General features: G+C 60.4%; 16 protein-coding genes. 5 read left to right on the top strand and 11 right to left on the bottom strand.

What is annotated here, in order from left to right:
• Window positions 1–57: 57 nt before the first annotated feature.
• Entirely contained in the window at window positions 58–954 is an 897-nt protein-coding gene (locus AKG12_RS18715; RefSeq protein ID WP_197283336.1) for a helix-turn-helix domain-containing protein, read from the top strand.
• 141 nt (window positions 955–1,095) lie between these two features.
• On the opposite strand, the gene AKG12_RS18710 is transcribed toward AKG12_RS18715, so the two are convergent.
• The gene (locus AKG12_RS18710; protein WP_052820017.1) at window positions 1,096–1,950 is read right to left on the bottom strand and encodes an AraC family transcriptional regulator; all 855 of its coding nucleotides are present in this window, start codon (window positions 1,948–1,950) and stop codon (window positions 1,096–1,098) included.
• A gap of 123 nt (window positions 1,951–2,073) precedes the next feature.
• Between AKG12_RS18710 and AKG12_RS18705 the strand changes: the two genes are divergently transcribed.
• Window positions 2,074–3,276: an MFS transporter gene (locus AKG12_RS18705; RefSeq protein ID WP_052820016.1), complete on the top strand. Its 1,203-nt coding sequence runs from the start codon at window positions 2,074–2,076 to the stop codon at window positions 3,274–3,276.
• 89 nt (window positions 3,277–3,365) lie between these two features.
• Entirely contained in the window at window positions 3,366–4,262 is an 897-nt protein-coding gene (locus tag AKG12_RS18700; protein ID WP_052820015.1) for a LysR substrate-binding domain-containing protein, read from the top strand.
• 24 nt (window positions 4,263–4,286) lie between these two features.
• Here the strand turns inward: AKG12_RS18700 and AKG12_RS18695 are convergent, their stop codons facing one another.
• The 10 genes from AKG12_RS18695 to AKG12_RS18650 form a co-directional block, all read right to left on the bottom strand.
• A complete protein-coding gene (locus AKG12_RS18695; RefSeq protein WP_046800388.1) occupies window positions 4,287–5,567 on the bottom strand; it encodes a TRAP transporter large permease in 1,281 nt (426 codons plus the stop codon).
• A complete protein-coding gene (locus AKG12_RS18690) occupies window positions 5,564–6,112 on the bottom strand; it encodes a TRAP transporter small permease (protein ID WP_052820014.1) in 549 nt (182 codons plus the stop codon). Before AKG12_RS18690 ends, AKG12_RS18695 begins: the two co-directional genes overlap by 4 nt.
• Before the next feature lie 55 nt (window positions 6,113–6,167).
• Window positions 6,168–7,163: a DctP family TRAP transporter solute-binding subunit gene (locus tag AKG12_RS18685; protein WP_052820013.1), complete on the bottom strand. Its 996-nt coding sequence runs from the start codon at window positions 7,161–7,163 to the stop codon at window positions 6,168–6,170.
• Between the two features lie 21 nt (window positions 7,164–7,184).
• A complete protein-coding gene (locus tag AKG12_RS18680; protein ID WP_052820086.1) occupies window positions 7,185–8,087 on the bottom strand; it encodes an NAD(P)-dependent oxidoreductase in 903 nt (300 codons plus the stop codon).
• Between the two features lie 12 nt (window positions 8,088–8,099).
• A complete protein-coding gene (locus AKG12_RS18675; protein WP_046800497.1) occupies window positions 8,100–8,402 on the bottom strand; it encodes a putative quinol monooxygenase in 303 nt (100 codons plus the stop codon).
• Window positions 8,403–8,419: 17 nt separating this feature from the next.
• A complete protein-coding gene (locus AKG12_RS18670; protein WP_052820012.1) occupies window positions 8,420–9,778 on the bottom strand; it encodes an NAD(P)H-dependent oxidoreductase in 1,359 nt (452 codons plus the stop codon).
• 262 nt (window positions 9,779–10,040) lie between these two features.
• Window positions 10,041–11,057, bottom strand: coding sequence for a LacI family DNA-binding transcriptional regulator (locus AKG12_RS18665; protein ID WP_046800384.1), 1,017 nt, complete (start codon window positions 11,055–11,057; stop codon window positions 10,041–10,043).
• Between the two features lie 116 nt (window positions 11,058–11,173).
• Window positions 11,174–12,184: a D-altritol 5-dehydrogenase gene (locus tag AKG12_RS18660; protein WP_052820085.1), complete on the bottom strand. Its 1,011-nt coding sequence runs from the start codon at window positions 12,182–12,184 to the stop codon at window positions 11,174–11,176.
• A gap of 16 nt (window positions 12,185–12,200) precedes the next feature.
• Window positions 12,201–12,971, bottom strand: a complete 771-nt coding sequence (locus AKG12_RS18655) for a galactitol 2-dehydrogenase (protein WP_052820011.1) — start codon at window positions 12,969–12,971, stop codon at window positions 12,201–12,203.
• Window positions 12,972–13,285: 314 nt separating this feature from the next.
• Window positions 13,286–14,599: an ABC transporter substrate-binding protein gene (locus AKG12_RS18650; protein ID WP_052820010.1), complete on the bottom strand. Its 1,314-nt coding sequence runs from the start codon at window positions 14,597–14,599 to the stop codon at window positions 13,286–13,288.
• A gap of 319 nt (window positions 14,600–14,918) precedes the next feature.
• Here AKG12_RS18650 and AKG12_RS18645 point away from each other — a divergent pair, with 319 nt between their 5' ends.
• Window positions 14,919–15,908 (top strand): tagatose kinase, encoded by a 990-nt coding sequence (locus AKG12_RS18645; protein WP_052820009.1) that lies wholly within the window; start codon window positions 14,919–14,921, stop codon window positions 15,906–15,908.
• On the top strand, window positions 15,905–17,182 hold the full coding sequence (locus AKG12_RS18640; protein WP_052820008.1) for a D-tagatose-bisphosphate aldolase, class II, non-catalytic subunit: 1,278 nt from the start codon (window positions 15,905–15,907) through the stop codon (window positions 17,180–17,182). The genes AKG12_RS18645 and AKG12_RS18640 overlap by 4 nt, the downstream gene beginning before the upstream one ends.
• Window positions 17,183–17,429 lie beyond the last annotated feature (247 nt).

The raw sequence follows: 17,429 nt of genomic DNA, 5'->3' as shown, positions 1-17,429 counted from the left end.
TTCAGCGAACATGGGCACATTACCGGCGGCAGGAAATCTGTCTCGTAAAAAGGGAACATCGATTTGGCGGAAAGTAAGATTGCTGAAAGAGCCTTCTACCAGCCGGGTGCGAGCAGCATCGAAGGCATGCCGACGACGCTGCAGCTTTTTCACAACCATCCGCCCATCATGCTCAGGCCCCACTGGCACGCGCAGGTGGAAGTGAATTACGTGATGTCGGGATCGGTGCATTATCGCATGGGCGATCACGACCTGACGCTCGATGCCGGCCAGATGTGCATTTTCTGGGGCGGTCAGCCGCACCAGATGGACCATTCCTCTGACGATTCCTTTTACGCCGGCGCGCATCTGCCGCTCGTGCATTTCTTCCGCATGCGGCTGCCCGCCGCCGTTTCCAGCCTGCTGATGGGTGGTGCGACGATGGTGAGCGGTGAGACGGACCGGGCGGATGCGGAAAATTTTGGCCGCTGGTTCCGCTACGTCACGTCGGGGGATCCGGCGAAAGCCCAGCACGCGGTAGAAGAACTGCTGCTGCGGGTGGAGCGGATGTTCCTTGAACCCTACTCCGTCATGTCATCCGCCGCCGATGGCAAACGCAGACTGGATGACGAGGGCATGGCGCCCTCCATCGGCGTGGTGCGCATGTGCGACTTCATCGCCGCCAATTTTCTCGACGATATCGACGCGACGGAAATTGCCCGCGCCGCATCGCTTCACCCGAAATATGCGATGAACCTGTTCCGCAAATCCACCGGCATGACGCTGATCAAATATCTGACCCTGCTGCGGCTTTCACGTGCACAGGCAATGCTGATGACGGGCAAGGACAATATCCTGCAGATCGCCATGGAAAGCGGTTTCGGCTCCGTCAGCGCCTTCAACAAGGCGTTTCGCCAGATATCAGGCATGTCGCCTTCGGATTTCCGCCGCGATATGCGGGCGACAGCGGCTTAGGGTACCCTCATTCCTGTGCTCGTCACAGGAATCCAGCCGACGCGCGTCTGCGCGGCGAAAAGAGTCCTTCCAGCCCAAGGACTTGGGCTGGCTGGATCCCTGTGACGAGCACAGGGATGAGGGTGAGTGAGTACCCAAACCCTAGCCACCCATCTCTTCGAAATCGGAAAAAGCAGCACTGCGCTGTCGCGCCGCCTGCCGATAGGCTCGTGGCGAACTGCCCAGCATCCGCCGGAACATGGTCGTAAAGGCCGGGATGTTTTCATAACCCGCATCCAGCGCCACATTGGTCACCGCCTCACCCGCCGCAAGCCTCGGCAAGGAGGCAAAAATGCAGGCCTGCTGGCGCCAGGTGACGAAGCTTACCCCCATCTCCCGGCGGAACAGGCGCGTGAAGGAGCGGCGGCTGATGCCCATGACTTCGGCCCAGTCGTCGATCTCCACCCGGGCCACCGGCTTCTTCAGGAAGTCACGGCAAAGCGCGGCCAGACGCTGGTTATCGGGGAAAGGCAGCCCCAGCGGCCGTTCCGGCAGGCGGTTTACCTCATCCAGCAAAAGCGCCCGCACAAGACCCTGCCGGTGGAAAGCCGACGGCTGGTGCTCCTCGGCCAGCAGTTCCGAAATCAGGCTGGAGGCGAGATCGGTTATTTCCACCACCCTTGGCGCACCGGCATGGAAAAGGTCCGGGTGCACATAGATCGAGTGCATCTCCACCGTCGAGATGGTTTCCGCTTCATGTTGCAGCCCGGCGGGAATAAGCAATCCATGACCGGGCGGTATCATCCAGCGGCCATCCGCGGTGCTGACCAGCACGACACCCCGTCGGGCGCACCAGATCTGCACGCGGCTATGGCTGTGGGGCGGGGTCCGGTGTCCGGTGGGGTAAACACGGCAAAGCGCCAGCACCGGCTCATTGGTGCCGTCGATCAATTTCAGACTGCGTTCATGCTCGTCAAGCGTCAGTCCCGAAGGCTGCCGCGATTTGATTTTTGCCATTTGGCCCACTCACAAAGAAAATCGTCCAGAACACAAATGCAGGCCAGAAACAATATGAATAAAAGCGGGAAGAAATAAAGACATGTTTCCCGTCTTCCGCCGGGAGCCAAAGAGGACTTCATCATGGCCACTATCACCAGCGCCAGCACCAGCTTCAACCCGCAACGCACGGCGTTTTCAATCATCGCAGCCGCCAGCTTCTGCCATATGCTGAACGACATCATGCAATCGCTGCTGACGTCGCTTTATCCGCTGCTGAAAGCCAATTATGCCCTCGACTTCATGCAGATCGGCCTGCTCACCTTCGCATTTCAGGTCACCGCCTCGCTGCTGCAGCCGGTCGTCGGCATGGTGACGGATCGCTGGCCCATGCCGTTCTCGCTGCCGGTGGCCATGCTGTCCACCTGCGCCGGCCTCATCACGCTTGCCTTCGCCCATAGTTTCGAGGTTCTGGTGATCGGCGCCTGCCTCATCGGCATCGGTTCGGCGATCTTCCATCCGGAAGCCTCCCGCGTCGCACGTCTGGCATCCGGCGGTCGCCACGGTCTGGCGCAATCCTTCTTCCAGGTGGGTGGCAATACCGGCACGGCCATCGGCCCGCTGCTCGCCGCCTTCATCGTCATCCCGCTTGGCCAGTCCAGCCTCAGCTGGTTCTCGCTGATTGCGCTCGTCGGTTTTGGTGTGCTTTCCTGGGTCGGCGTCTGGTACACCCGCCACCGCCGCGCAACCGTCGGCAAGGCGCCGGCCAGCCGCACCCTTCCCCTTGCCCGTGGCACAGTCATGATGACGCTTCTGGTACTGGTGGTTCTGACCGCCACCAAGAATGCCTATCTCGCCAGCCTGTCCAGCTACTTCACCTTCTACACCATCGACAAGTTCGGCCTTGGTGTTCAGGATGCACAGGTTCTGCTGTTCCTCTTCCTCGGGGCTTCGGCGCTCGGCGTGTTCTTCGGCGGCCCGATCGGTGACCGTTTCGGCTCGCGCGTCGTCATCTGGTTCTCGATCCTCGGCGTCATTCCTTTCGCGCTGCTGCTGCCCTATGCGAACCTGTTCTGGACCGCCATTCTCGTCGTCGTCATCGGCTTCGTGTTCTCCTCGGCCTTCTCGGCCATCGTGGTGTTCGCGCAGGAACTGGTGCCGGGCCGCGTCGGCCTCATCGCCGGCATGTTCTTCGGTTTCGCCTTCGGTTTCGGCGGCATCGGGGCTGCGGTTCTCGGCATCTATGCGGATAAGGAAGGCATCGAATTCGTCTACCGCATCTGCTCCTATATGCCGCTGCTCGGCCTGTTGACCGTGTTGCTGCCAAAACTGCCGAGCCATCGGTAAAGGCCTTTCGCTGCAAACGTTTCATCGCGGCAGTCACCTGTGCTAATCAGCAGGTGACTGCCGTAATCCGTTCAGCGAAGACTTAAGCCATGCAAATCCCGATAAAATCGATCCTGGTCTTTCACGCCGCCGCAAGGGCGGGCAGCATTTCGAGGGCGGCGGAAGAGCTGAGCGTGACGCCTTCGGCCGTTTCGCAGCAGATCCAGCTACTGGAAGGCCAGCTTGGCACGACCCTGATGGCCCGCACCGGCCGCAAGGTGACGCTGACCGAGGCCGGCGAGCGATATTTCTCGATGATCACCGCCCAGATCGAGCAGATTTCCGACGCCACCGACAGTATTCGCGGCTTCCGTTCGGTCACGACGCTGACGATCAGGGCGACGCCGACCATTTCCAACAAATGGCTGCTGCCGCGCCTCGGCTCGTTTCTGGAGGAGCACCCCGAACTGGAAGTGCGCCTTGACGGCACCAACGAGCCGACCGATTTTTCGCAGGAACTCGTCGACATAGAGCTGCGCCACGGCGATGGCCGCTGGCCGGGTCTCTTCGTGGAAGGGCTGGTTGAGGAGGAATTCCTGCCGGTCTGTTCACCAAACCACCCGGGCGCGGGTAAATTTCTGCCCGAGGAATTGCAGAGCCAGCGGCTGATCCATTCCGTCAAGGCACAGGCGCAATGGAACCATTGGTTCCCTCTGGCGGGCGTGACAGCCGAAAAGCGCTGGCGGCGCGTCCTGTTCGATCGCAGCCACATGGCCATCGACGCCGCCGTTCTCGGCATCGGCGTGGCGCTGGAAAGCACCTTGATGATGGAGCGGGAGTTGCAGGACAAAATGCTGGTCCCGGCCGTGGCCGATGCGCCGCGTATCAAGCTCGTCACGCAATGGATCGTTTGTCCGCATTCCCACCTGCGGCAGAGAAAAGTGACGCTGTTTCTGGAGTGGATGCGAAAACAACGCGACGAGTGGCAAACCCGTCGCGTTGTCTGATGTTTCAGGCTTTCCGTTTCCGCGTCAGTAAAGACCCATCAGCCTGATCGGCGCCAGCGTCAGATCCGGGAACAGCACCAGGGCCAGGATCGCGGCGACAAGAATGGACATCGGCGCAAGCGATCCCTTGATCACATCCTCGATCGACATTTTCGCCACCTGCGCCACCGCAAACAGGCATACACCAACCGGAGGCGTGACAAGCCCAAGCGTGAGGGTGATGACCATGACGATCAGGAAGTGGATCGGATCGACCCCAAGCAAGACGGCCGGCGGCATAAGCACCGGGATCAGAATGAACATGGCGGCAATCGCATCCATGAACATGCCGACGACGATGAGGAACAGGAAGATCAGAACCATCGCCATGGTCGGCCCGGTGCTGATATGGCCAAGGAAAACCGCAACCTGCGCCGGCAGGCCATCAAAGGTGAAGACCCAGGCCGCCAGTTTCGCCGTCGCCGCGATGAACAGGATCGAGCCGGATGTGCGCGCCGTTTCCATGAAGATGCCGAGCAGCGCCGAAAAAGGGATCGTGCGGTAAAGTATGACGGCCAGAAACAGCGTGTAGACAACGGCAATGCCGGCCGCTTCCGTGGGCGTGAAATAGCCGTCGACAATACCGATCAGCAGGATCACCGGCGTCAGCATCGGCAGGATGGCCGCAAGGCCGGTCGTCACCACACGCCGGACATTGAAAGGCGTGGGCGGATTGAAGCCGTTCCGCACCGCATAGATGTGATTGTAGACCATGAAGACGAATGCGAGGAACAATCCCGGCACCAGCCCCGCCACGAGCAGGGTTCCGATGGAGGCATTGGCGACGGAACCGGCGATGACGATGAGGATCGATGGCGGGATGATCGAGGAAAGGGTGGAGGTGCAGAGCGTCAGGCCGACGGCATATCCCTTTGGAAAACCGTGGCGCTCCATGGCCTTGATCTCGATGGCGCCGATCGAAGCGATATCGGCGACCGACGAACCGGAGACGCCGCCGAAAATCACCGACGAGGCGACATTGACGTGGCCGAGACCGCCGGGAAGCCAGCCGACAATCGCCTCGGCAAAGTCGAACAGCCGTTCGGCGACCTTGCCCCGTTCCATCAGGACGCCGACAAGAATGAAAAGCGGCACCGCAACCAGAAGGAAGGAGTTCATGCCCGAAAACATGGTTTGCGCCAGAAGGTCCATCGGCATCGACGTATAAAGCGCGATGGACGCCAGGCTGGCGAGACCAAGTGCAACGGCAAGCGGAACGCCGAAAGCGCTCATGAGAAGGAAAAGTCCAAGCAGCGTCAGGCTCATGGCCGTTTCTCCATATTTCCAACCACCAGATCGGCATCGGCGAGAGGCTGCAGGCCTTCCGGCAGTTCGATGCGGTCGCGATGCTGGCGCAGGGATTCCACGATGGCGGCAATGCCGAGAGCCGCGCTGAGCGGAATGATGATGCCGATCATCCACATCGGCGTGGCAAGCGTCGCGGCGGCTTCATTCATCACATATTGCTGGCGCACCAGCGTCCAGCCCGTCCAGATCATCAGGCCGAAAAAGACGACCGACGACACGACGTAGATGGGCAGCGCAAGACGCCGCACACAGGCCGGCATCAGCGCGATGAACACCGTTACCCGCGCCATGTCGGCGGTGCGGAAGCTGCCCGCCACGCCCAGGAACACCATCCATATGAAAAGATACCGTGTCGCCTCCTCGGTCCAGGAGACCGGAGTGCCCCACATTCGGGTCGACACCTGCAAAAGCACGACGGCCAGAACCCCGATAGCGGCCAGACCGGCCAGCACGTCGGTCGCCAATCTGATGACCCTGCCGAAAAATGATGACGTTTCGTCCATAAAACTGTCCTCCCAACCGGACCGGCTGCGCGCCGGCCCGGAAGACCTGATGGCCTTACTTCTTGCCGACGGCGGCAATGGTCTTGTCAAAGAAAGCCTGATCCTTCACCAACCCGGCAAAGACCGGATAGAGGCCCTTTGAGACTTCCACGAACGCCTTCTGCTGCTCCGGCGTCAGGCGATTGACCTCCATTCCGTGTTTCTGCAGTTCGGCGATCGTCGCTTCGGCGCTCGAGGCGTCGTTTTGCACCTTCCACACTTCCGCTTCCTTCGCCGCCTCCTCGACGGCCGCCTTGTGCGCATCGCTCAGGGCGTTGAACTTGGCGGGGCTGATGCCCAGAACCCAGCCGTCACCCATATGGTTGGTGATCGAGACGTATTTCTGCACCTCGTAGAATTTCGCCGACAATGGGACGTTGATGGGGTTTTCCTGGCCGTCGACGACCTTCAGCTGCAGGGCGTTATAAACCTCGGCAAAGGCGAGCGGCGTCGGTGCGGCGCCCATCTTCTTGAAGAATTCCACCCAGAGCGGATTGTTGGGAACGCGGAACTTCAAACCCTTGAGATCATCCGGCGAGGTTATCGGGCGCTTGGAATTGGTCATCTGGCGGAAGGGGCGCGGCCACAGATCCACCGCCTTGATGCCGATCTTTTCCAGCCCGGCAATCAGCTCCTTGCCCTGCTCACCTTCCAGATAGGTGCGAAGCTGTGCTTCATCGTCAAAAAGATAGGGAATGGAAATCGCCGAAAAACGCGGGTCGAAATTCGCATAAAGCGATGTCGCCAGAAGCAGCATGTCGAGCGATCCGCCCGCCAGCTGCTTGACGGCACCCGATGGATCACCGCCGTAAAGCGAGCCGTTCGGGAAGACCTTGACGGTGACTTCGCCATTCGTCTTGGCGGACACCAGCTCGGCGAACTTGTTGGCGGCAAGCGTGATTTCGGAATTGTCCGGATCCGGCGTCGAAAGCGTGAGCGTTTCCGCCTGCGCAATCGATGCAACCAGCATGGTGGCGGCAAGAGCCAGCCCGTAAAGTTTTGAAATTTTCATGTGTTCCTCCCTTTGTTGTCTCTAGACTGTTTCGAGCGTTCCTCCGAACGCATTCATGCGCTTAATTTCAAGGATCACACCGCTGTGATCAAGCTCACCCGCACCATGCTCGACCATGGAACGGAACAGCCGGTCAACCTCCTCGCCGACCGGTAATCTGAGGCCACGGCTCTTGGCGAAAGCCAGCGCCGTGGAGGTATCCTTCACCTGATATTTCGCCGGCCCGCCGGGGCGAAAGTTGCTCTCCACCATGCGTTTTCCGTGCTGCCGGAAGACGGTGGAGTCGGCAAAACCGCCAAGCAGGGCCTCGCGCACCTGCGCCGGGTCGGCTCCCCCCGCTTCAACCAGCGTCAAGGCTTCGGCGACGGCGCAGATTGTCGAGGCGACGATCAGCTGGTTGGCAAGCTTGGCCAGAGAACCGCAGCCCACCGGACCGACATGGGTGACGCGGCCAAGGCAATTGAGGAGTGGCCGCAATGCATCCACATCCCGCTGCTCACCGCCGGCCATGATGGCGAGCGTTCCTTCGATCGCTCCCTTTTCTCCGCCCGAGACCGGCGCATCGATATATCTGACGCCGCGGGCCCTGGCCGCTTCCGCCTGTTGCCGTGCGTTATCGACTGGGATGGAACTCATCACCAGCAGGATAGCACCGGGCTTCATGGTGGAAACGACGCCCGAGGCACCGAGCAGCACCTCGTCGCAGACCGGCCCGGAACTCAGCATACAGAGCACGACATCGGCTTCGGCCGCAGCTTCGGCAGCCGTTGCCGCCGGCTGCACACCCTTTTTCGCCAGAACCGCAGCCTTGTCAGCGCTGCGGTTCCAGGCCTTGACGGAAAACCCGGCCTCCGCCAGACGCCCCGCCATGGGGGCACCCATGATACCCGTTCCGATAACGGCGATCTGGCGAATGTCAGCCATCGTTTCCATCTTTCAGAGCCATTGCCGGTTTAAAAAACGTACCGGCAGTTCTTCTTCGATGAGGGCGGGGAAAGCCGCGCGGAACCGGTCGAGATGCGGTGTTTTCAGATGGTCGTCGAAAGCCTCTCTGCTGTCATAGACCTCATAAAACACCACATTGTTTCCGGTTTCCGGCCGCACCACGTCGAATTGCCGGCAACCCGGTTCGTCCTCGACCGAATGCTTGGCGTCATCGCGCGCGGCGTCGAGAAAGGCATCCATCGCATCGGGTTTAACCCGAAATTCCGCGATCACCACGAAGGCTCCCTTCGACATGTCCTCTCCCCCGCCCATCAAGCCGCGGCGTCTTTTTGCGGACGGAAGCGGTTTTCCATGTCTTGACGCAGCTTCACCACATCAAGGTCATTGATGAGCTCCACATCGTCGAAGCTGACGATCTGGTCCTTCTTGATGGCGCGCTTCAGCTTGACATTATGGGCAAGGCCGATCGGCAGCGCCTTGATATCAAGGCTGCGGGTGGCGGGAATGGCGTTTGCCCAGACCGCGTAACCGCCCTCACCGTCCAGCATCTCGCCGGGCTGCATGTCCTTCTTTGCCGTGGCGACGGCATCACCGCGGAACTCCTTGGAGCAACCGGTGGCCTCGTTGCGCAGGACGGCGGAAAGCACGCTGATCGATGTTTCAAGGCCGATGATGTGGAACGGACGCCACATGGAGGCGTACCAGCCCGACGGATCGGTCAGCAGGCCATATTGCTTGAAGCAGGCGCGGGCATATTCATTATGCGCCTTGAAGGTGACGAAAACGCCGTAGCGGATGTTGTTGAACACCTCGCGCCCATCCGGCTCCTGGCTCGCGGCGATGTCGACGAGACCGGAGCGCGCCATGCGGCCGCCATCGGCAGCGGGGCGGAAGACGCGGGCCAGATCGTGCAGGCCGGCGGGCGGGAAGGCCAGACCGTCATCCGGGCAATCCAGCCCCGTGCCGTTGGCGACCGCCGCCATTTCGATGGCCGCCTTGGTGCCGTCGGTGAAGGAATTGTACATTTTCGGATTGAAGTCGCCCTTGGCCACTTCCTCGTCCGTCCAACCGAAATAACCCCAGACCGTGTCCGGCGTCGAATAACGGTAACGCGGCTCGAAATTCATGCCCTTGCCGGCGGAGACGACCTCGAAACCGGTGGCGCGCGCCCAGTCAACCAGCTCGCAGATCAGCGCCGGCTGGTCGCCGTAAGCCATCGAATAGATCAGGCCCTTGGCGCGGGCCTTTTCGGCAAGGATCGGCCCGACCATGACATCGGCTTCGACATTGACCATGACGACGTGCTTGTTGTGGTCGATGGCGCCCAGTGCATGGCGCGCACCGGCCAGCGGATGGCCGGTGGCCTCGATGACACATTCGATTTCGCCGCAGGCGAAAAGCTCGTTCACATCATCGGTCACATAGGTCTTGCCGCTTTTCAGCGCATCGGCGCAGCTCGTCGCGTCATAACGCTCCTTCGGCCAGCCGACGCGGCCAAACGATTCCCTCGCCTTGCCGACATTGAGGTCTGCGACGGCGACCATGTGGAAACCGGCGATGCGCTGCGCCTGCGCCAGCACCATGGAGCCGAACTTGCCGGCGCCGATGAGACCGACCCTGACAGGTTTGCCACCGGCTGCACGCGCTGACAGAAGAGAATGGAGATTCATGTTTTGACATCCTTCGCTGGGGAAATTGCTGGCGAGAGTGTCCAGTCTGCCCGGCGAAGGCCATGCGATACCGAGGCTGCGAAGGCGTGACCCTCGCGGCAGCGGCAACATGACGTTTCTGCGTTCCTCCCGGATCCCGGCACGCCTTTGCGCCGGCTCTCGCGGTCGCCTCCCAAAGCAACCTTGGGAACAGAGTAGGAGCGTTCAAATATTAGTTCTATTTAGAAAATCAGATTTTTTGTTTAGTTTTTCTAACAAGCCATCAGGCCGATTTACGCAGCATCAGATCGGCGCTGAGCAGGATGCGTTCCCGCATCCGGGTGGCGGCATCATCCGCCTCCTCGTTCAGCTTCTGCAACAGAAGCTCGATCGACAGCCTGCCGATCTCGTTATAATTCTGCGCCACCGTGGTAATCGGCGGGCAGGCATAACGCGACAACGGATGATCGTCATGACCGGCAACCCTGAGATCGTAATCTGCGCCGTGACCGACCTTGATGCCCTTCTGGAAAGCGGCGGCGATGACGCCGAAGGCAATACGGTCATTGGCGCATAAAATGGTGCGGGATGGCAAATGCCCTGCCCCATCCAGCAGCCGGCTCGCTTCATCAAAAGCGAAACGCTCGAAATCCCAGGTGACGATGCCGGGCACATCGATCACATGCGGTTCGAAACCAAGACGCTGCATCGCCTCCTCATAGGCCGTGCGGCGTGTCGCGGCATTGGTGTTGACCTGCGGCATGTCGAAGAAACAGGGCGGCTCGCCCGAACGGCAGAGATAATCCACCATCAGCCCGACGCTCTGGCGATTGTCGGTGCCGACAAAGGCCGAGGTCTCATCCAGCGGCGAATCGACATAAACGATGGGAATGCTGGCCGCGAGCTGCTCCAGCGTGGCGCGATGGGATTTGACGCCAAGCGGGGCGATGATCGCACCGGCGACATTCATCGACTTGAAGGTGCGGATGGCCCGGTCTTCGATTTCCGCCTTGCCATCCGAAGACAGCACGAAGGCAAGGAACCCAGCCTCATTGGCGATGAGTTCGATACGGCTCGTCAGCGCCATATAAAACGGGTCGGTGGAGTTCGGAATGATGATGCCGATGATATTGGAGCGGCGGCGGTTGAGGTTGACGGCGAAGATATTGGGCCTGAATCCCGATTTCTTCAGCGCATCCTCGATGGTGTCCCGCGTCTTCTTGCGGACCGAGGCCGGATCATTGAAGTATTTCGAAACGGTCGGGCGGGAAAGGCCGACGAATTCCGAAAACTCTTCCATCGTCCTGATAGATTTGGCCAAAGTGCTTGCCCCCATGAAATATTACATGTGGTACTTTATATCGACCGGCCTTCGCACGAAAAGCCGGTCGACTGCGGTTATCAACCACCAAACGATCATTCGGCTGCAAATTGCACTTTCATCGTGGCCGGATCGGATGGTTTCTTCGTAAAGAACGGCAGCATCTCCGAAAGCGGCAACCGGTGCGAGACGAGCCGCGCCATGACATCGCCATCCGTTTCCAGAATGGCGAGCGCCTGCGGTATGTTACGGTTCAGCGAATGCGAGCCGACAAGCTTCAGCTGCCGCCGGAAGATTTCGAAAGGCGCCACCGAAATGCGGGCATCCGGCGCGCAGACGCCGAAAAACAGCGCGGTGCCGCCATCCGCAACCAGCGGGATCATCGCTTCCGCAACGGGGGCAATACCCGTCGCATCGGCCACAAGATCAAAAGACTTCTGCTGCCGCAGGAGCGCTTGCGAGCCGGAAACCGCCACCTTGAGCCCGAGACTTTCGGCAAAGGCCAGCCTGCTTTCATTGATATCGGCCATCGTTACCGTAGCAATGCCGCGTGCTTTCAGCGACAGGGCCAACAGCAGGCCGATGGGACCGGCACCAAATACAAGCGCACTCTCCGGCACCACGCCACTCTCACCGACGCCAGCGCTCCGCATGCCGTTGACGACGCAGGCGAGCGGTTCGGCCAGCGCTGCGACATGATAGGGCATGGAACCGATGCCGTGCAGGTGATCCGCACGCACCACGCTGAATTCCGCGAAACCGCCATTGTGGGAAACGCCATAAGCCTTCAGCGTGCTGCAAAGATTGGTCAGCCCCTTCCTGCAACTGGCGCAGGTGCCACAGGGCAGATTGGGGTCGACCACCACCCGGTCACCGGCCTTGATATCAGTGACATCGGAAGCCACGGCCGCAACTTCACCGGCATATTCATGGCCGGGAATGACGGGAAACGCACCGTCACCATAACGCGCGTGCAGCACATCGATATCGGTGTGGCAAAGCCCCGAAGCCTTGACCCGCACAAGCGTGTGGCCTGGCGGCAGATCGGCGACGGGGAGTTCCGCCAGCACGGCGCGTCCCTTCTCGACGAATTGAATGGCATGCATGGTCATCTCCAGCTTTTCAGCTCATCCAGTTGCCGCCATCGACATTATATGTCTGGGCGAGAATATAGTCGCTGTCGGCGGAGGCGAGGAAAACCGCCAACCCCTTGATGTCATCAGGCGTCGCGAAACGGCCGATCGGCACGGATTTGGCCACCGCCGCCTTCTTCTCGCCGGGCTTCAGGCCTTCCCATTTGGCGAAATGCGCATCGACCACTTCCCAATGCTCGCCATCCACCACGCCGGGTGCAATGGCGTTGACATTGATGCCGTGCTTGACGAGCGCCAGCGCCGCCGACTGCGTGGCGGAAATGATCGCCGCCTTGGAGGCGCAATAAAGCGTGACGAGCGCCTCGCCGCGCCGTCCGGCCTGGCTTGCCATATTGATGATCTTGCCGCCGCGCGCCCGCGCGATCATCACATTGGAGACGGCCTTCATCATGAACAGCGGCCCCTTGAGATTGATGTCGAACACCCGCTCATAGCTCTCTTCGGTAATGCCATTGATCGGCGCCATGTCGAAGATCGCGGCATTGTTGACGAGAATGTCGATACCGCCGAATTCCTGATCTACCGCCTTCACCACGGCGTCGATCTCGGAAAGATCGGTCACATCCAGCTTCACGGCCTTGGCTGCAGGGCCGATGGCGGCGGCGGACGCCGTCGCGCGGGCGATATCGATGTCAGCGATGATGACCTTTGCGCCCTCAGCAGCGAAAGCCTGCGCAAAACCAAGGCCGATACCGCGGGCGGCGCCGGTGATCAGCGCAACCTTGTTGTTCAATCTCATGTCGATCTCCGTGATGCATGGCGGGTCAATTGGCCATGCTCGTTTCCGTTAGGTGTGTTTTGTCGATGAACCCGAACGCGGAACACCGGGTAAAGATTTGATAGCCGGCGCACCCCACACTCCCTCATTCCTGTGCTTGTCACAGGAATCCAGCCGACGCGCGTCTGCGCGGCGAGAGAGTCCTTCCAGCCCAAAGACTTGGGCTGACTGGATTCCTGTGACAGGCACAGGAATGAGGGAAGAACTGGCCCTCAATCCCCACCCATGCCGCCCGCTGCCAAAAGGCGAACGGGCGGCACGCCGGGAGGACGCGGCTACTTGATGTAGCCCGCGCGGGTCATGTCACGCTCGACCTGCTTCTGCGCGCCTTCGAGCGCCGCATCGACGGTCTGTTGGCCGGAAAGGGCGGCCGCGATCTGCTGGCCGACAACCGTACCGATGGACTGGAATTCCGGTATGGCCACGAACTGCACACCGGTATAAGGCACCGGATCCTTGGTCGGCTTGGACGGATCGGCAGACATGATCGCCTTCAGCACGGTATCCGCAAAGGGCGCCGCCTTCTTGTATTCCGGCAGCTCATAGGTGGATTTGCGCGTGCCCGGCGGCACGGCCACCCAGCCTTCGCTTTCACCAACCGTCTTCACATAGGACTTCGAGGTCGCCCATTTTACGAAGGACTTGGCGGTTTCAAGCTTCTTCGTGCTGTTGGGAATGGCAAGGTTCCAGGACCACGACCAGCTCGAACCGTTCGGCGTTACCTCCACCGGAGCACGGGTAAACGCGGTCTTGTCGGCGACCTGGCTCTGCTTGGGGTCATAAACGCGGCCCGCCGCCGAGGTGGCGTCGATCCACATGGCGCAACGGCCGGAGGAAAACAGCGTCTGGTTTTCGTTGAAGCCGTTGGCGGCCGCACCGGGCGGGCCGTAGGAGGTCATCAGCGCCACATAATCCGCAATCGCCTTTTTCCACGGCTCGCTCGTCAGCTGCGGTTTCCAGTCCATGTCGAACCAGCGGCCGCCATAGGTGTTGATCATGGTGCCGAGGAAGGCCATGTTTTCGCCCCAGCCCGGCTTGCCGCGCAGGCATATGCCATATTGCTGTTTCGACTTGTCGGTCAGCTTGGCGGCGAAATCCTTGATCTGGGCGTAGGTCGGATTATCAGGCATCTTCAGGCCGGCGGCGTCGAACAGATCCTTGCGGTAAAGCGTGAACGAGCTTTCGGTGTAGAACGGCACGGCGTAAAGCTTGCCATCCACCGTCAGGCCCTTTTTGATCGGGTCGAGCAGATCGGCGTAATCGTAATCGTCGCCGAGATCGTCGACCGGCGCCAGCCAGCCCTGCTTGCCCCAGATCGGCGCTTCGTAACCGCCGATGGTCATGATGTCGAACTGGCCGCCATTGGTGGCGATATCGGTGGTGACGCGTTCGCGCAGAACATTCTCTTCCAGCACGATCCAGTTGATCTTATTGCCTGTTTCCTTCTCCCAGGCGCTGGAAAGCTTCTGCATGATGATCATGTCGCCATTATTCACGGTGGCGATGTTGATTTCTTCCGCCTGCGCCAGCCCGGCCAAAAGGCCCGCTCCCACCACAGACGACGACAGAATTCCAATGAATTTGCTCATGAGACCCGCTCCTCCTTTACGGATGTCCACGCATAACAATACATGCGTAAATTTTTTATCTCGCAAAACCACACCGATTGTCAACATCCAAAATAAATGATGGCGCCGCCATGCTGGCCCGAAATGTGTACAACACTTTGTTTATAAAAACATATTTTCACAATCATTTATTATTTCACGCATTTTTCTTGCTGCATTGCAGCAGATTTTTCATCAATTAATATCTTGACGCGCGTAAACTTTAATTGATATTCGAAAAATCAACAGACCGAAATACACCCGCCCGGCAGGACGGCAGCACACGCTTATGGAGGAAACGATGAGGCAGGCATCTGCACTGGCGCCGCAGACCCAGGGCCCGACCATCACGGCCGGGGAAATCCTCGTGGAGATCATGGCGACGACGGTGGGAAATGGCTTTCTTGAGCCGCAGACGCTGATCGGCCCTTTCCCGAGCGGCGCACCCGCCATCTTCATCGATCAGGTGGCGCGCTGCGGCGGAACCGCCGGCATCATCGCGGCAGTCGGTGACGATGATTTCGGCCGTCTCAATGTCGAAAGGCTGCGCCGCGACGGCGTCGACGTCTCGGCCATCGCCACTATTTCAGATCGCCCGACCGGCAGCGCCTTCGTGCGCTACCGCGAGAACGGCGCGCGCGACTTCGTTTTCAACATCGCCCATTCAGCGGCCAGCGAAACGCTGATGACGGTCGAGGCGCAGGCTCTCATCAAGAAGGCGGGCCATGTTCACGTCATGGGGTCGGCCTTCGCGATAGCCGGCATCGGTGAAATCATTCTCGAAGCCATCAAGAGCGTCAAGGCACGCGGCGGCTCGGTCTCCTTCGATCCCAACATCCGCAAGGAACTGGCGCAGGGTGATGCCGGCCGCAGGCTGATCGACGATCTGCTTGCCGTCACCGATCTCCTGCTACCGTCAGGCGAGGAACTTCAGGCGGCCTCCGGTCTGGACGATGAGGATGCTGCGATAGAGAAGCTGCTCGCCTCCGGTGTCGGCGAAATCGTGCTGAAACGCGGTGCGAAGGGCGCAAGCCATTTCAGCCGCGCCCATGGGCGCATCGACGCCCCCGGCCTGAAGGTCACGGAAATCGACCCGACCGGTGCCGGCGACTGTTTCGGCGCAACCTACCTCACCTGCCGCCGCCTCGGCATGCATCCTGAAAAAGCGCTCGCTTATGCCAATGCATCGGGCGCCCACAACGTCATCAGGCGCGGCCCGATGGAGGGTGCTGCCAGCCTTGCCGAACTCGACGCCTTCATCGCCGCGCAATTGTCGGAGGAAGTCCCATGACCGCCATTCTGGAAAATCTAGCCGCCGCGCGCCGCGCCGGTAAACCTGCGGGCATCACGTCTGTCTGTTCGGCCCACCCCGTTGTCCTGCGCGCCGCAATCCGCCGCGCCGCCGCCAGCAAGACAGCTGTGCTGATCGAGGCGACCTGCAATCAGGTCAATCATCTCGGCGGTTATACCGGCATGACGCCGGTGGATTTTGTTGCCTTCGTCAACAGCATCGCCTCGGAAGAAGGGCTGCCCGCCGAACTGCTGATCTTCGGCGGTGATCATCTCGGCCCCAACCCCTGGCGCCGGGAAAAGGCCGAGGACGCGCTGACAAAAGCCGCCGCCATGGTCGAAGCCTATGTTTCAGCTGGTTTTCGCAAGATCCACCTCGATGCATCCATGGGCTGCGCCGGTGAACCGGCGGCTTTAGACGACGTAACGATTGCCAACCGCGCCGCGAAACTCGCAGCCGTCGCCGAAAAGGCCGCCACCGATGCCGGCCTGCCCAAACCGCTTTACATTCTCGGCACCGAAGTGCCGGTGCCCGGTGGTGCAGACCATGTGCTCGACACGGTTGCGCCGACCGAACCACAGGCGGCGCGCAACACCATCGATCTGCACCGCGAAATATTCGCGCAGCACGGCCTTTCGCAAGCTTTCGAACGGGTCATCGCCTTCGTCGTACAGCCCGGCGTGGAATTCGGCAGCGACAATGTCGTCGCTTATGACCCGCAGGCAGCGCAGAGCCTCAGCGCCGTGCTGGACGGCGAACCGCAACTGGTCTTCGAAGCCCATTCGACCGATTATCAGACGGAGACAGCACTTACCGCACTCGTGCATGACGGATATCCGATCCTCAAAGTTGGCCCCGGCCTCACCTTCGCTTACCGGGAAGCGCTTTACGCTCTTGATATGATCGCCTCCGAAATGGTCGGCACCTATGGCGACCGGCCGCTGGCGCGGACCATGGAAAAATTGATGTTAAGCGCACCGGGCGACTGGCAGGGCCATTACCATGGCGACGACATCACGCTCCGATTGCAGCGCCATTACAGCTACAGCGACCGCATCCGTTATTACTGGACGCGGCCGGAAGCGCTTGCAGCCGTTTCCGCCTTGCATAAGGCGCTGGATGGGAAGACAATTCCCGAAACCCTGCTGCGCCAGTATCTCGGTGAGTTGCCGCTCGCGGCAGTTGCGGGCAGGACGATGGAGGAGGTTCTGGTCGCGGCGGTGGATCAGGTGCTGGCGACCTACCATGCAGCGACGGGCGAAGCCCGCCACTAGAGCGGCTTTCCGTCCTTCCAGACGCACAAAGGACGCTCTAGCCCTTTTAATCTGCGCATCGTTACGCACGAAAATCGAATACGATTTTCTGCCCGATGCACCAAGACAATCGTTAAATCCGGCTGCACCGGCGGGCAACGCCGCGGCTATCGGTCAGGGAGGGGACTACCAATGGCAACCCGAAACACGAGCGGTCTTGCGCGGGTAATGCTTGCGCCATCGGTGCTGTTATTGCTGGTGTGGATGA

Source organism: Agrobacterium sp. SUL3 (genome assembly GCF_001263295.1).
Classification (GTDB): Bacteria; Pseudomonadota; Alphaproteobacteria; order Rhizobiales; family Rhizobiaceae; genus Agrobacterium; species Agrobacterium tomkonis.
Note: the sequence above shows the minus strand (reverse complement) of the source record. Positions and strands in the feature narration are given on the sequence as shown.

Excerpts from the sequence above, each read along its gene's own strand:
- AKG12_RS18710 (WP_052820017.1), bottom strand. The coding sequence starts at position 1,950 with ATGGCAAAAATCAAATCGCGGCAGCCTTCGGGACTGACGCTTGACGAG.
- AKG12_RS18705 (WP_052820016.1), top strand. The coding sequence starts at position 2,074 with ATGGCCACTATCACCAGCGCCAGCACCAGCTTCAACCCGCAACGCACG.
- AKG12_RS18700 (WP_052820015.1), top strand. The coding sequence starts at position 3,366 with ATGCAAATCCCGATAAAATCGATCCTGGTCTTTCACGCCGCCGCAAGG.
- AKG12_RS18695 (WP_046800388.1), bottom strand. The coding sequence starts at position 5,567 with ATGAGCCTGACGCTGCTTGGACTTTTCCTTCTCATGAGCGCTTTCGGC.
- AKG12_RS18690 (WP_052820014.1), bottom strand. The coding sequence starts at position 6,112 with ATGGACGAAACGTCATCATTTTTCGGCAGGGTCATCAGATTGGCGACC.
- AKG12_RS18685 (WP_052820013.1), bottom strand. The coding sequence starts at position 7,163 with ATGAAAATTTCAAAACTTTACGGGCTGGCTCTTGCCGCCACCATGCTG.
- AKG12_RS18680 (WP_052820086.1), bottom strand. The coding sequence starts at position 8,087 with ATGGCTGACATTCGCCAGATCGCCGTTATCGGAACGGGTATCATGGGT.
- AKG12_RS18675 (WP_046800497.1), bottom strand. The coding sequence starts at position 8,402 with ATGTCGAAGGGAGCCTTCGTGGTGATCGCGGAATTTCGGGTTAAACCC.
- AKG12_RS18670 (WP_052820012.1), bottom strand. The coding sequence starts at position 9,778 with ATGAATCTCCATTCTCTTCTGTCAGCGCGTGCAGCCGGTGGCAAACCT.
- AKG12_RS18665 (WP_046800384.1), bottom strand. The coding sequence starts at position 11,057 with ATGGAAGAGTTTTCGGAATTCGTCGGCCTTTCCCGCCCGACCGTTTCG.
- AKG12_RS18660 (WP_052820085.1), bottom strand. The coding sequence starts at position 12,184 with ATGCATGCCATTCAATTCGTCGAGAAGGGACGCGCCGTGCTGGCGGAA.
- AKG12_RS18655 (WP_052820011.1), bottom strand. The coding sequence starts at position 12,971 with ATGAGATTGAACAACAAGGTTGCGCTGATCACCGGCGCCGCCCGCGGT.
- AKG12_RS18650 (WP_052820010.1), bottom strand. The coding sequence starts at position 14,599 with ATGAGCAAATTCATTGGAATTCTGTCGTCGTCTGTGGTGGGAGCGGGC.
- AKG12_RS18645 (WP_052820009.1), top strand. The coding sequence starts at position 14,919 with ATGAGGCAGGCATCTGCACTGGCGCCGCAGACCCAGGGCCCGACCATC.
- AKG12_RS18640 (WP_052820008.1), top strand. The coding sequence starts at position 15,905 with ATGACCGCCATTCTGGAAAATCTAGCCGCCGCGCGCCGCGCCGGTAAA.